This is a genomic window from Methylobacterium sp. C1 (assembly GCF_001854385.1).
GTDB classification, from domain to species: Bacteria; Pseudomonadota; Alphaproteobacteria; order Rhizobiales; family Beijerinckiaceae; genus Methylobacterium; species Methylobacterium radiotolerans.
This window is the reverse complement of record NZ_CP017640.1, coordinates 5,454,437-5,467,549: the sequence shown is the minus strand read 5'-3', so window position 1 is coordinate 5,467,549 and position 13,113 is coordinate 5,454,437. Positions and strand designations below refer to the sequence as shown.

13 protein-coding genes and 1 pseudogene are annotated in these 13,113 nt (G+C 70.3%); 10 read left to right on the top strand and 4 right to left on the bottom strand.

Annotated features, from left to right (window positions below; all coding sequences use genetic code 11):
• Nucleotides 1-21 precede the first annotated feature (21 nt).
• The 6 genes from BKE41_RS25290 to BKE41_RS25265 all read left to right on the top strand — a co-directional run bounded on the left by BKE41_RS25290 (nucleotide 22) and on the right by BKE41_RS25265 (nucleotide 4,173).
• Nucleotides 22-738 carry a PhoH family protein gene (locus tag BKE41_RS25290; RefSeq protein WP_012321860.1) on the top strand — a complete coding sequence of 239 codons (717 nt, stop codon included), beginning with the start codon at nucleotides 22-24 and terminating at the stop codon, nucleotides 736-738.
• A 133-nt stretch (nucleotides 739-871) separates the two neighbouring features.
• Nucleotides 872-1,120: a hypothetical protein gene (locus tag BKE41_RS25285; protein WP_012321859.1), complete on the top strand. Its 249-nt coding sequence runs from the start codon at nucleotides 872-874 to the stop codon at nucleotides 1,118-1,120.
• Nucleotides 1,121-1,279: 159 nt separating this feature from the next.
• A complete protein-coding gene (locus tag BKE41_RS25280; protein WP_012321858.1) occupies nucleotides 1,280-1,564 on the top strand; it encodes an accessory factor UbiK family protein in 285 nt (94 codons plus the stop codon).
• A gap of 290 nt (nucleotides 1,565-1,854) precedes the next feature.
• On the top strand, nucleotides 1,855-2,364 hold the full coding sequence (locus BKE41_RS25275; RefSeq protein ID WP_012321857.1) for a YbjN domain-containing protein: 510 nt from the start codon (nucleotides 1,855-1,857) through the stop codon (nucleotides 2,362-2,364).
• A gap of 26 nt (nucleotides 2,365-2,390) precedes the next feature.
• Nucleotides 2,391-3,194 (top strand): pyrroline-5-carboxylate reductase, encoded by an 804-nt coding sequence (gene proC / locus BKE41_RS25270; protein ID WP_041372842.1) that lies wholly within the window; start codon nucleotides 2,391-2,393, stop codon nucleotides 3,192-3,194.
• A gap of 127 nt (nucleotides 3,195-3,321) precedes the next feature.
• On the top strand, nucleotides 3,322-4,173 hold the full coding sequence (locus BKE41_RS25265; protein WP_107645317.1) for a TetR family transcriptional regulator: 852 nt from the start codon (nucleotides 3,322-3,324) through the stop codon (nucleotides 4,171-4,173).
• Between the two features lie 9 nt (nucleotides 4,174-4,182).
• Here the strand turns inward: BKE41_RS25265 and BKE41_RS25260 are convergent, their stop codons facing one another.
• Entirely contained in the window at nucleotides 4,183-6,129 is a 1,947-nt protein-coding gene (locus BKE41_RS25260; RefSeq protein ID WP_083374499.1) for a methyl-accepting chemotaxis protein, read from the bottom strand.
• 538 nt (nucleotides 6,130-6,667) lie between these two features.
• Nucleotides 6,668-7,102 (bottom strand): hypothetical protein, encoded by a 435-nt coding sequence (locus BKE41_RS25255; RefSeq protein ID WP_012321853.1) that lies wholly within the window; start codon nucleotides 7,100-7,102, stop codon nucleotides 6,668-6,670.
• A gap of 230 nt (nucleotides 7,103-7,332) precedes the next feature.
• Here BKE41_RS25255 and argJ point away from each other — a divergent pair, with 230 nt between their 5' ends.
• From argJ to BKE41_RS30525, 4 genes and pseudogenes are all read left to right on the top strand, one after another.
• On the top strand, nucleotides 7,333-8,583 hold the full coding sequence (argJ, locus tag BKE41_RS25250) for a bifunctional glutamate N-acetyltransferase/amino-acid acetyltransferase ArgJ (protein ID WP_071000257.1): 1,251 nt from the start codon (nucleotides 7,333-7,335) through the stop codon (nucleotides 8,581-8,583).
• Nucleotides 8,580-9,296, top strand: coding sequence for an SIMPL domain-containing protein (locus tag BKE41_RS25245; protein WP_012321851.1), 717 nt, complete (start codon nucleotides 8,580-8,582; stop codon nucleotides 9,294-9,296). The genes argJ and BKE41_RS25245 overlap by 4 nt, the downstream gene beginning before the upstream one ends.
• A complete protein-coding gene (locus BKE41_RS25240) occupies nucleotides 9,293-9,733 on the top strand; it encodes a (deoxy)nucleoside triphosphate pyrophosphohydrolase (protein WP_012321850.1) in 441 nt (146 codons plus the stop codon). The genes BKE41_RS25245 and BKE41_RS25240 overlap by 4 nt, the downstream gene beginning before the upstream one ends.
• Nucleotides 9,734-9,822: 89 nt before the next feature.
• Nucleotides 9,823-10,218, top strand: a pseudogene (locus BKE41_RS30525) (transposase); the annotation flags it as partial.
• Between the two features lie 16 nt (nucleotides 10,219-10,234).
• On the opposite strand, the gene BKE41_RS30520 reads toward BKE41_RS30525, so the two are convergent.
• Complete coding sequence (locus tag BKE41_RS30520) at nucleotides 10,235-10,774, bottom strand: hypothetical protein (protein WP_348628370.1); 540 nt, start codon at nucleotides 10,772-10,774, stop codon at nucleotides 10,235-10,237.
• Between the two features lie 1,316 nt (nucleotides 10,775-12,090).
• Complete coding sequence (locus BKE41_RS25235; RefSeq protein ID WP_058608368.1) at nucleotides 12,091-13,068, bottom strand: Gfo/Idh/MocA family oxidoreductase; 978 nt, start codon at nucleotides 13,066-13,068, stop codon at nucleotides 12,091-12,093.
• Between the last annotated feature and the right edge of the window lie 45 nt (nucleotides 13,069-13,113).

The following is a 13,113-nucleotide window of genomic DNA, read 5'->3' as shown; positions in this document are numbered from 1 at the left end:
GTCCCGTTGGAGTGTACATCCATGAAGAGACGCCGCGCACGACTTGAACTGGTTGAAGACCGCACGTCCCGCATTCATCGCACACGCTTCGACGAAGAACGCAATCTCGCTCCCATCCAACCGCTCACCGAGCGCCAAGCCGAGTACCTCGACGCCCTCGCCCGCTCGCCGCAGGTCATCGTCCTGGGGCCCGCCGGCACCGGCAAGACCTTCATCGCCGGCACCCGCGCGGCGGACCAGCTCCGCCAGCGCCGCATCGCCAAGGTCGTCATCACCCGCCCGAACGTGCCCTCGGGCCGGTCGCTGGGCTACTTCCCCGGCACCCTGGAAGAGAAGATCGCCCCCTGGGTCGCCCCGCTCACCGAGGCCATGAAGGAGCGCATGGGCGCCGCCGCCTTCGAGATCGCCCTGAAGACCGGCGACATCGAGATCGTCCCCTTCGAGGTGATGCGCGGCCGGACCTTCAAGAACTGCCTCGTGATCCTGGACGAGGCGCAGAACACCACGATCAACGAGATCAAGATGTTCCTGACCCGAATCGGCGACGATTGCCAGGTCATCATCAACGGCGACGTCTCGCAGACGGATCTCCGCGAGACCTCGGGCCTGCGCACCGTCATGCACATGGTCAAGAGCCGGATGATGCCGATCCCGGTGGTGGAGTTCACCCGCAACGACATCGTCCGCTCGGGCATCTGCGCCGAGTGGGTGAAGGCGTTCGAGGAAACGAATCTCTAAATCGAAAGTTGATGGCGGCGGGTCCTCGCAGGCCCGCCGTGCCGTCCCCCGGCACGAGACGACTCTCCGCACCTCCCATCCGGGAGGATGAACCGGGCGCCGAGCCCGGCCTTCAGAGAACTGGAGTCTCCTCGTGAGGAAACTGACCTTCGCCTTCGCCGTGCTGGCCTCCCTCGGCGGCGCCGCCCTCGTCCAGCCGGCCTCGGCGGCCCCCGCGATGCCCGGCGCCGTCGCGGCCCCCGACGCGGTGACCCACGTCCGCCTGACCCCGATGGAGCGCCGCATGATGCACCGGCGCATGGAGCGTCGCATGATGCACCGCCGGATGGAGCGCCGGATGATGCATCGCCGCATGCACCGCCGCATGATGCGCCACATGTGATGGCGTCGGCGGAGCGGGCCTCGACGGCCCTGCTCCGCCTCCCCGCTCGGTCCCGGACCGGGCCGGGCGTTGCTCCCCATCGCGAAGATTCCTATCTCGTCGGCTCGAATCGCGCCGTCAGGCGGCCGCCGCGGCAGCCGGCCGATCCGGGAGACCCCGATGCCCCCCTCCAATCGACTGTTCGACGACCTCGCCCGCCTGATGACCGACGCCGCCGGCGCCGCCCAGGGCGTCCGCCGCGAGGCCGAGACCGTGGTCCGGGCGCAGCTCGAGCGCGTCGTCCGCGACCTCGACATCGCCTCGCGCGAGGAGCTCGACGTGCTCCGCGACCTCGTGACCCAGCTGCAGGCGCAGAACGAGGCCCTGACGGCCCGCGTGGCGGCCCTGGAGGCGCGAGCCGGCAGCGCCGGAGCGGGCGCCGCGGGCCTAAGCGAGGTGGTCTGAGTCTCCGCGGCAACGCCGCGGGCTTTTACACAGGAAGCGGCGTCGACGATCCGGTTTCCTGTTCACTGAATGTGACCTGCACTTTGTGTCGCGAGTCACGGCCGGTCTATAGTCGGGCATAGGGTGATTCGGGGGCAGCGGGGCAATGTCCGCAGAGCTTCGACAGTCGATCGCATCACCGCCGGCCTAGATCTGCCGGTCGTTCAAGTTCTCGGAGTGTTCTCGCGCTCCGGTTTCGCGTCACCGCCACGTCGGGCCGGATCTCGTCCGGGCCGTCCATTTGGATCGTCATGCCGCTTCTCAACGTCGACTTCCACGACCCGGACCGGAACGAGCATCCGCTCGACGTCGTCGAGCGGCTGGCCTCCCTGCGCGACTGGATCTTCGACCGGGCCGAGACCGACGAGATGTCGGTCACGAGCCCCGGTCGCTGGACCGACTACAACGTCGCCTTCACGTGGATCGAGGACGTCGAGGCGCTGCACGTCGCCTGCGCCTTCGACCTCAAGGTGCCGGAGCGGCAGCGCACCGAGGTGATGCGCCTCATCGCCCTGATCAACGAGCAGCTCTGGGTCGGCCACTTCGACCTCTGGACGACCGACAGCGTGGTGATGTTCCGGCACGCGCTGCTGCTGACCGGCGGCGCCGTCCCGACCCATCCGCAATGCGCCACCATGATGAGGACGGCGGTCGACGCCTGCGAGCGCTACTTCCAGGCGTTCCAGTTCGTCCTCTGGGCCGGCAAGAGCGCCCGCGAGGCCCTCGACGCCGTCCTGTTCGAGACCGAAGGCGAGGCGTGACCGGGCCGGGCGCCTCGACGGCGCGGATGCCCGCCTCCCTGGTCCTGGCCGGGGCCGGCAAGATGGGCGGCGCGATGCTGGCGGGCTGGCTGGACGCGGGCCTCGACCCGCGCCGCACCACCATCGTCGACCCGGTGCCCGCGCGCCCGATCGTGGATCTCTGCACCGAGCGGGGCATCGCCCTGAACCCGACCGACCCCGAGCCCGGCGCCGTCCTGGTCCTGGGGATCAAGCCGCAGGGCCTGGACACGGCGGCCCCCGGGCTCGACCGGCTCATCGGCCGCGACACGCTCCTCGTCTCGATCCTGGCCGGCAAGACCGTCGCGGATCTCCGCGGCCGGCTGCCGCGGGCGCGCGCGATCGTCCGGGCGATGCCCAACCTCCCGGCGAGCATCGGCCGGGGCGCCACCGGCGCCTGCGCGAGCCCCGAGGTCACCCCGGCGCAGCGGGCGGCCGCCGAGGCGCTGCTCGCCGCGAACGGCGCGGTGGCGTGGCTCACCGACGAGGCGCAGATCGACGCGGTGACGGCGGTCTCGGGCTCCGGACCGGCCTACGTCTTCCTGCTGGCCGAGACCCTGGCGGAGGCCGGCATCGCGGCCGGCCTGGAACCTGAGGTCGCCCGCAGCCTCGCCCGGGCGACCGTGGCGGGGGCCGGCGCGCTCCTCGATGCCAGCCCGGCCGAGGCGGCGGAGTTGCGCCGCAACGTCACGTCGCCCGGCGGCACGACCGCGGCGGCCCTCGAGGTGCTGATGCGGCCGGACGGCCTCGGCGCGCTGATGCGGGAGGCCGTGGCCGCGGCCCGTCGGCGGGCGGGGGAACTGTCCGGCTGACATCGGGCTGATGGCGGGGGCTGACATCGGGCAGCGTCCGTGCGGCATGGCCGCGCGACGGACCTGCCCTTCGCGGCCCGTCCGCCTACATGAGGCGACACGACCGATCAGACCGGGCGACCGACTCATGACCGACAGCAAAGCCCCCTCCAAGCGGCCCCGCAAGGCCGCGAGCTCCGCCAAGGCGGGCACCGATCAAGAGAGCGCTGCCCACGCGAGCGTCGCGCCCGCGGGCGTCGCGCCGGGGGCCGCCCGGGCCGGTGCGGCCGAGGCTGCCGATGCGGGGGCGAAGGGCGGTGCGCCGAAGCTGCCGCCCCGGGAGGCCGCCGTCGAGGCCCTGATGCGCCTCGCCGCCGAGCAGCCCTGGAACGACATCGAGGTCAGCGACATCGCCCGCGAGGCCGGCCTCACGCTGGCCGAGCTGCGCGACCTCTTCCCCTCGAAGGGAGCCGTCCTCGGCGGCCTGACCCGCATCATCGACCGCAAGGTTCTGGAGGGCGACCTCACGGGCCTGGAGGAGGAGCCGAGCCGGGAGCGGCTGTTCGACGTGCTGATGCGCCGCCTCGACGCCATGGAGCCCTACAAGCCGGCACTGCGCCGGATCGCCTACGCGCTCCGCGGCGAGCCGCTCTCGATGCTGGCGCTGAACGGCGTCATGCTGAACTCGCACCGCTACATGCTGGCGGCGGCCGGGATCGACACCGAGGGTTCGCTCGGGCAGCTCAAGCTGCAGGGCGTGGTCATCGCCTTCGCCCGCGTGACCCAGGTCTGGCTGGACGACGATGATCCGGCCCTGGCCCGGACGATGGCGCGGCTCGACAAGGAGATCCGCAACGGCGAGCGCATCATGGAGCGGGCCGAGGATGTCCGCCGGCTCACGGCGCCGCTGCGCGCCATCGGCCGCTCGTTCCTGGATCGGCGGCCGCGCGAGCGGCGGAGCCGCGACGGCGACGAGACCGATCCCGCCGCCGCGATCTAGGCCGCCCGCTCACGCGGCCTGGATATCGCTGAGGAAGCTGGCGACCTCGCGCTTGACCGTCAGGGACTGGGTCGCCAGTTCGGACGCCGCGCTCTGGACCTGCGCGGCGGCGCTGCCGGCCTCCCGAGCGGCGGCCAGCACGCGCGCGACGCTGGCCGAGACCCCCTCCGTGCCCCGCGCGGCCTCGCCGGCATTGCGCGAGATCTCGCCGGTCGCCGCCGTCTGCTGCACCACGGTCGCCGCGATGGCGCCGCTGATCTCGTTCACGGCGGCGATCGTGCGGGCGATCTGCGCCATCGCCTCCGCGGCCTGCCCGGAGGACGCCTGGATCGCGGCGATCTGGCCGCCGATCTCCCCGGTGGCCCGCGCCGTCTGCGCGGCGAGCTCCTTCACCTCGGAGGCCACGACCGCGAATCCGCGCCCCGCCTCGCCGGCCCGCGCCGCCTCGATGGTGGCGTTGAGGGCCAGCAGGTTGGTCTGGTTCGCGATGCCGGAGATCATGACCACGGCGGCGCCGATCTGCTCGGCGGCCGCGCGCAGGCCCGCCATGGCGGCGTTGGTCGCCTCGGCCTCGTGGGCGGCGTGACCGGCCACCTCGTTGGAGCGCACGACCTGCCGCTCGATCTCCTGAAGCGAGGAGACCATCTCCTCGGCGGCCGACGCGACGGTCTGGACGTTCGCCGAGGTCTGCGCGGCGGCCGAGCTCGACGTCATCGCCTGGCTGTTGGTGTTCTCGGCCACCTGGGTCATCGCCTGAGCGGTCGCGTCGAGCTCGCTGGTCGCCGCCGTGACGATGTCGAGCGAGGCGGCGATCTTCTGCTGGAAGGTCTGGACCCGCTGCTCCACCCGCTCGGCCCGGCGCAGGCGGGCCTCCCGCTCGGCGGCCTGCGCCGCCTCCAGCTCGACCCGGGCGACGGCGTTCTGGCGGAAGACGTCGACGGCCTTGGCCATCGCGCCCATCTCGTCGCGCGCGTCGCGGTGCGGCACGGCGACCTGCAGGTCGCCGCCGGCCAGCCGCGTCATCGCCTCCGTCATGCCGGCGACCGGCCGGATGATGCTGCGGGCCAGCACGAGGGCTAGGACACCGCCGAGGAGCAGGGCCGCGGCGACGAGACCGATCAGGATGTACCGGGCCCGCGAGGCGGCCAGCGCGGTGTCCCGGGAAATCCGCTCGCCGGCGGCCACGATCCGGTCGCGCAGCGCGACGCCGAGCCGGTCGATGGCGTCGGCGTGGGGCTTGATCCCGGTCTCGAACGTCGCCTTCGCCGACGCCACCGCCTGATCGTACGCGCGGAAGCCGGCCGCGGCGGCGATCAGCGCGTCGCGGACGGCCCTGAGCTGCTGCGCGAAGGCCGCGCCGCCCTGCGTGTCCTTGAACGCGTCCAGGGTCGCCAGAGCCTGCTCGGCCCGCTGCTCGAAGGCGCTGCGGTCCTGCGGATCCAGGCCGATCACGAAGCGGGCCGACGCGATGCGGGACCGCAGGATCGCATTCTCGACGTGCTCGGTCCGCGCCAGCATCGCCTCGCCGCCCCGGGCGCGCACGTCCGCGAGCATGTTTCCGAGAAGGACCGTGAGGGTATTGCCGGTCTCGTAGAGTCTCGCCCTGGCCTCACGCAGGCTCGCACCCGTGTCCGCGAGGCGCTCCAGCTCCGGCTTCATCGCGCGGGCGGCTTCCCGCATGTCGTCGTACAGCTTCCGCCCTCCGTCCGTGATGGCCAGCGAGAAGTACTTGTCGCAGGTCTGCTCGATCGCCCGCCGGGTCTGCTCCATCGCGACGATCAGATCGGGATCCGGCTGGAGCCGGTACCGTTCGGCAGCTCCGATGAGGCGCGCGGCATGACCGTCGATCAGCAGGACCGATTGTGCACCCCGCTCCACCCGCTCCTGAAGCGCGTGGTCGTCACTGATCACACCCTGCTGGTAGATCGCGAATGCACCGATGATGCCCGTGATCATGACGAGCACTGCAAATCCCGCGTAGACGCGCGCGCGTATCCCAATTGTCACAGGCGTATCTTCCACAGAACAAGCCAATTTCTCGGCCGGATGATAGACGACACGATCATGACAACATCGTGTCACTCGATCAAGTTCAACTTGTACTATAGATATAGGGTGTCCCTGTCCGAGAATAGACTTGATATCTCGGCCGGACGAGGCGGCCGCAGACCCTGGGCCGCGCGCGCAGACGGCAATCGGGGCGTTCTCGCCGCGATGGACTAATTCTGACCGCGCGTCCCGGGCCGCCCGACAGCTTCGCCTTGCGCGTGTCCGCTGCCGAGCCGCGTCAGAACTCCGCGCGGATCCCTCTCACCGGATCACGCGGGTGCTGCATCTGGATCGCCGCGCGGCGCCGCGCGCGTTGCTGACATCGGGCGGGAAGTTCCGATCGCGACAGTCCCGAACCTGCGCGGAGGCGCGGCGACGCCGTGAGTCGCGTCGGGCACGATTCGAGCGCCGCGCCGCGAGCCTTCTCGGGCCGTCGCGCCGGACTTCAGGCCGCGCGGTTCGCCAGCGCCTCGCGCATGGTCGTGGCGACCATCCCGTTCTGGAGCTGGTCGCGCCGGACGAGCAGCGCGTCCGGCACGCGGGCCGACGCGTCCGGCCCAACCGCGTCGACCGGGTCGCTGGCGAGGATGATGCGCAGGGCCGGGCGCAGGGCCCGGGACTCGACGGCGAGCTGCGCGCAGCACAGGCCGCCCTGCAGCGCGGTGTCGACCACCATCACGTCGACCGGGAGACCCAGGGCCAGAACCGTCATGGCGTCGACGCCGCGGTCGCAGGCGGTGACCTGATAGCCCAGCATCCGGACCTGGGTCGAGACCTCGTCGCGCCAGCGCTTGTGGCGGCCCACCACCAGGACCTGGATCCGGTAGCAGCTGCCCTGGGGAAGGCTGCTCGAGGCAGTCTCGACGTCGGCTGGGGGCATTCCGCACTCGACTTCGCGCTGGCTTTGCGATGCAGCATGCTAAGCTGGGATGCAATCCCCACGCAAGCCCGGCGCCGTGATCGCGCCGCATTCGGCGCCGCCGTTGCACAAAGGCGATGCACTCCGGCAGCCTGACCATAGGCTAGGCACGGAGTTGACGCCGGAGGGGTCGCGCGGGCAACACCGGGCCGCCGCGGAACCTGTGCCGCGCGCTGCCGGAGCCTGAGCCGATGTCGTCCGCGAAAGCCCCTCCCGTCTCCCCGCTGGCGCCAACCGCGATGCCCGACCTGCCGCCCCTGCCGGGGGTGCGAATCGCGACCGCCCAGGCGGGGATCCGCTACAGCGGCCGCACCGACGTGCTCTACGTCGCCCTCGAGTCGGGGACCCGGGCGGCGGGGGTGTTCACCCGGTCGAAATGCCCCTCGGCGCCGGTGGATTGGTGCCGCGACGCCCTGGCGGACGGGTCGGCGCGGGCGCTCGTGGTCAATTCCGGCAACGCCAACGCCTTCACGGGCCGCCTCGGGCGCGACGCGGTGGCGCGCACCGTCGAGATCGCCGCGGCGGCGGCCGGCTGCGCCGCGCGCGAGGTCTACGTCGCCTCGACCGGCGTGATCGGCGAGCCGCTCCCGGCGGAGCGCTTCGCCGGCGTGCTCGCGGATTGCGCGGCGCGGGCCGAGGACGGGCCGGCCGCCTGGACCGCGGCCGCCCGGGCGATCATGACCACCGACACCTTCCCGAAGCTCGCCACCCGCACGGCCGAGATCGACGGCGTCCGCGTGACGATCAACGGCATCGCCAAGGGCGCCGGCATGATCGCCCCCGACATGGCGACGATGCTGTCCTTCGTCTTCACCGACGCGGCCCTGCCGCAGGACGTGCTGCAGGCGCTCCTGTCCGCGGGGACGAAGACCAGCTTCAACTGCGTGACCGTGGACGGCGACACCTCCACCTCCGACACGCTGATGCTGTTCGCCACCGCCAGGGCCGGCAACCCGGCGGTCACCGATCCCGCCGACGCGCGGCTCGCCGGCTTCCGGGACGCGCTCGACGGCCTGCTGATCGAGCTGGCCCAGCTCGTCGCCAAGGACGGCGAGGGCGCGCGCAAGTTCGTCACCGTGCGGGTCACCGGCGCCGAGAGCGACGCCTCCGCGCACCGCATCGCCATGTCGATCGCCAACTCGCCGCTGGTGAAGACCGCGGTGGCCGGCGAGGACGCCAACTGGGGCCGCGTGGTGATGGCCGTGGGCAAGGCCGGCGAGCCCGCCGACCGCGACCGGCTCGCGATCTGGTTCGGCGACGTGCGGGTGGCCGTCCAGGGCGCCCGCGACCCCGACTACAGCGAGGCGGCGGCGAGCGCCGTGATGCGCGAACCGGAGATCACGGTCCGGGTCGATCTCGGCCTGGGCGACGGCACCGCCCGCGTCTGGACCTGCGACCTGACCAAGGCCTACGTCGAGATCAACGGGGATTACCGCTCGTGAGGGCGCTCCTGTCCGGCGCCCTCCTCGTCCTGGGCCTGGCGACCGCGGCGCGGGCCGACGACGCGGCGTGCAAGCGCCACATCAGCGTCGTCGGGCGCGCGTCGGAGACGCGGGCGCCGGACTTCGCCGAGGTGACCGTCGGCATCGAGGCGCGCGGGGCGAGTGCGGCGGCCGCCCTCGACGCGGCCTCGAAGGCGGTGACCGGCGTGTCGGCGCAGGCCCGCGCCCTCGGAGTCCCGCCGGCCGATATCGGCACCGCCGCCGTCACCCTGCAGGCGGCGACCCGCCCCGTCGCCCGGCCGGGGGGCGCCGTCACCGAGGAGCCCGACGGCTACCGCGCCGGCAACCTCGTCACGGTCCGGCTCGCCGACATGGACCGCCTCGGCGACCTGCTCCGGCAGGCCCTCGACTCCGGCGCCAACCGCATCGACGGCGTCAGCTTCGGGCTGCGCGACCCGGACAAGAGCGAGGCGGCCCTTCAGGTGGCGGCGACCCGGGACGCCCGCAGCCGGGCCGAGGCCCTCGCCGAGGCGGTCGGCGCCAAGCTCGGCCCGCTCTGCACGCTGAGCACCGCGGCCGCCACGCCGTACCGCCCGGCGCCGGAGATGGCCCGCGCGGCCCCGATGGCCGCCAAGGGGCGGCGGGTGCCCCTCGAGGCGGGCACGATCCAGATGTCCTCCGAGGTCTCGGCCACCTTCGCGGTGGCGCAGTGAGCGCGCCCGATAGCGCCCCCGCGGCCGCGCCCCTGCGCCTGCTCCTCGTGGTCGCCGTCGCCCTCGTCGACGTCGACGGCCGCGTCCTGGTGAGCGAGCGCCCGGCGGGCAAGCAGCTCGCCGGCCTGTGGGAGTTCCCCGGCGGCAAGGTCGAGCCCGGCGAGCGCCCCGAGCAGACGCTGATCCGGGAGCTCGCCGAGGAACTCGGCATCCGGGTCGAGGAGCCGTGTCTCGCGCCGCTCACCTTCGCCAGCCACGCCTATCCGGACTTCCACCTTCTGATGCCGCTCTACGTCTGCCGGCGCTGGACCGGCACGCCGCGCCCGATGGAGGGGCAGGCGCTCAGATGGGTCCGGCCGAAGGCGCTGCGCGATCTCGCCATGCCGCCGGCCGACGCGCCGCTGATCCCGTTCCTGATCGACCTGCTCGAGGTCTGAGAGGGTATCCGGCTGAGGCGACCGGGTGACGGACCCGCACCGTCCTCGCGAGCGCAGCGAAGCGATCCCGGAGCCGGGTGACATCAGCCGGCGTCGCGCCGACGGGATCGCTTCGCTCCGCTCGCGAGGACGGCGGGACGGGAGCGATCACCGCAGTCCTCGGCCGGCCCGGCGCCCTCCGGCTGACGCCCGGCAACGCCGGCCACGTCACCGCCGCTCCGGCCGTCCTGGCCGAAGCGCCCGGCCGGATCCGCCGCCTGAGCGCCGACAAGGGCTACGACGCCGACGGGCTGCGCGCTGACCTGTGCAAGCGCGGCAGCAAGAGAAGGATCCACCACGACAAGCGGCACGACCGGGACCGCGGGCGCATCGAGGCAACCTTCAATTACCTCAAGGACTTCCGCCGCATAGCCACGCGATACGACACGCTCGCCCGCAACGACGCCTCAACCGTCGCCCTGGCTGCCGTCATCGCCTTCTGGTGCAGAACGAGTCCAAACCCTAGTCCGTCGGATCCAAATTCTTTCTTATCCAAGCTCCGGCCGCACCATCAAGTCGGAGAGCATAAGCTCCGTTTCCGCACAGAACGGTGTTATAGTATCCATTCGGCTGCCCGCGAATAAGAATGCCTATAAGATACTTTACACCATTCTTGCGCGCAAAGACCGGCGACCCTGACTGGCCCTGGCATATCAAATCCGAGCGATCGACGATCATGTTCTCATGCATGTTGATCGAAAACGCCATCGATCCGGCGCTTTTCGGACCAGGAAGACTGATACGGCTCTGCTTATCGAGAGGCAGAAGGACGATATCATCGTATCCCTTCGAGTAATGCATCGGCACAATTTCGACGATCCGGGAACGCGCGTCATGTCCGCTGGCGTCAAATGTCTTTAATTCGATTGAGAAACTCTGCTCGTCATTGAAATTCTCGATCGGCTCAGCATCCCCGATGGCGATAACGCCATCGACTTCGGCCGCGAGAGTTTTATTCGCCTGAAATATGGCTATGTCAGTAATAGGCGAGCGAGAATACAAAGTTTTTACTCTCGAGACTTCAGAAAATCCGACCCGACTGCCGACAAAATATCTAACTCCGAGCCCCTCTCTACCTCGAAAACAATGGGCCGCCGTTATGATATCGTTGCCGATTTTCAGCCCTCGACAAACAAATTGATCTTTTTCATATATACCTACGTGTGAATATTCAAATACTTTGCTCGCATACGATGTCGAAACTGAATGCAATAATACTACGATTCAAACAAGCACAGACAAAATCGTGCAGAAATATTTCATATGACCTAATGCGATTGTGGGCAGGCACCCCGAAGAGCGCCTGCCAAGATTTATAATCCTCTATTTCAAGGCTCGTCGCCAGGATACCCCGGACCATACGGCGGGGGATCATAGGGAAGCATTGGAGTTGGCTCCGGGTAGTCCGGAGGGTTCGGAATGATTTCCGGCGGGTTGTCGACGGGATTATTGGGAGGAAGGTCGTCACCTGGATTTTGCGGCATGTTTGCAGTTTAAAATATTAAATCTCTGCTTGCCGGAGACAGCGTCAGAGTCGATCGCGGATCGGCCGACTGCTTCAGCTGTGTTGTTTCGACATCGTCCAGAGAAGGCGCTGCCAAACGATCAGTCGGCAGGGGCACTGTCCGAAGGCGAGATGTCGTGACAGAGGAAATTGCAGCACTCATTCAACGGCTCCTACAAAGACGTGAAATGACTGATGTTTCCTTTGACGACAGCTATGTTCGCTGCAGCCGAGCCGCGTTTCGCGATCTTACGATCGCATCCGCCCGCCAATGATCGATCCGGACCGATTTCAGATTCCGAGCCCGCATGGAGTCGCCGGGCTGTCATGCTCGATAGACCGCCACTGATACTTCACGTGCAACCACAGCAACGTTGCCGGATATGGCGGTAGGACAATCGTCTTAGTTCGTCAAGCATCGTGCTGCACGACAGCGCAGATTATCACTGTTGGCGCGCAGAAGCTCTCAAGCATTCCTCGCCGAATATTGCCGGGCGCGATCTTCGAGTTTGTAAGGTCAGCTCTGTGAGATGTAGCGAACCGCGATCATGGGAGCATGCGATCGCAATTCCCAATCAGCCGCGCCTGGGATCCTTGCACGGGGTTTGCCCCACACTCCGAGCGACCGGGCGCATATACGCTGCCTCTGGTACCGTCATCGTCGCGGTCGTGCCCAAGCTGACGACGCGGGTGGCGGACGGGCCCTCGGGCGGCGCGCTCCCTTCGAGGGTTGCGCCCCTGGATCGCTTCGCTCCGCCCGCCAGGGCGGCGGGGCCGAAGCCATCACCCGGACAGGGTCCGAGGGCCTCCGCCCTCACAGCGCCAGGATAGCCTCGACGACCTCCTGCACGTCGAGCGCCTCCGCGAAGGTGGCGAGGTGGTGGGGCTCGCCGCGCGCCATGCGGACGACGCCCTCGAGCTGGCGCCGGAGGGTGATCGGCCGCAGCCGCTCGTTCGGGATCGCGTCGGGCTCCGGCTCGAACCGCCCGTCGGCGCCCCGACGCTCGGCGATGGCCCAGTCGCGCAGCCGGACGGCGCCCGCGTCGCCCTCCAGCGTCCACGTGTTGTGGTCGTCGGCCTCGACGCCCCCGACCCGGCCGGTCAGGGTGACGGGGATCCCGCCCGCCGTGAGCGTCACGTCGATCGCGCGCTCGGACCGGCCCGGCTCCGGGAAGGCGATCCGTCCGGCGAGCCCCGCGAGCGGGCCGAGCTGGCGGCGGGCCAGGAAGAGGAAGTGCGAGACCACCTCGCGGGTGAAGCCGCCCTCGCCGCGCGCGTCGAGCCAGCGGGCGGCGTCGGCCTGCCACGGGCGGGGCCAGCGGGCGAAGGCCACCGCCACGGTGAGCGTCCGGGGCGTGCCGACCGCGCCGGCCGCGATCCAGCGCTCGAGGGTGGCGACGCCCGGCGACGAGGCGAACGGGAAATTGACCGCGCCCGCGCCCCCCGCCTCCGCCACGAAGGCGCGGGCGTCGGCGCGGTCGATGGCCAGCGGCTTCTCGCAGAAGACGCTCCGGCCGGCCGCCAGGGCGGCGCGGGCGTAGCCGAGATGCGAGGCGGGCGGCGAGGCGACGTAGACGCAGTCGCTCGCCGCGACGACGGCGGCGGGATCGGCCACCCGCGGCACCGCCGGGAACGCCGCGCCGATCCGGGCCAGGGCCTCCGGGGCCGGGTCCCAGATCGCCGCGACCCGCACGGGCGAGTCCGCTGCCCCGTGGATCGCGCCGAGCAGGCGCTCACCCATGATGCCCGCGCCGATGATCCCGAGGGCGAGCGGTGCGGCGGAGGTCGGCATGCGGGGATCCGTGCGGAGGTTCGGGATGACCGGCCGCGCGGCGCG

Coding starts and splice junctions, on each gene's coding strand:
- proC (WP_041372842.1), top strand. CDS start 2,391: ATGCCCGCCTCCCTGGTCCTGGCCGGGGCCGGCAAGATGGGCGGCGCG.
- BKE41_RS25280 (WP_012321858.1), top strand. CDS start 1,280: ATGCCCCCCTCCAATCGACTGTTCGACGACCTCGCCCGCCTGATGACC.
- BKE41_RS25265 (WP_107645317.1), top strand. CDS start 3,322: ATGACCGACAGCAAAGCCCCCTCCAAGCGGCCCCGCAAGGCCGCGAGC.
- BKE41_RS25255 (WP_012321853.1), bottom strand. CDS start 7,102: ATGCCCCCAGCCGACGTCGAGACTGCCTCGAGCAGCCTTCCCCAGGGC.
- BKE41_RS25275 (WP_012321857.1), top strand. CDS start 1,855: ATGCCGCTTCTCAACGTCGACTTCCACGACCCGGACCGGAACGAGCAT.
- argJ (WP_071000257.1), top strand. CDS start 7,333: ATGTCGTCCGCGAAAGCCCCTCCCGTCTCCCCGCTGGCGCCAACCGCG.
- BKE41_RS25235 (WP_058608368.1), bottom strand. CDS start 13,068: ATGCCGACCTCCGCCGCACCGCTCGCCCTCGGGATCATCGGCGCGGGC.
- BKE41_RS25290 (WP_012321860.1), top strand. CDS start 22: ATGAAGAGACGCCGCGCACGACTTGAACTGGTTGAAGACCGCACGTCC.
- BKE41_RS25260 (WP_083374499.1), bottom strand. CDS start 6,129: ATGATCACGGGCATCATCGGTGCATTCGCGATCTACCAGCAGGGTGTG.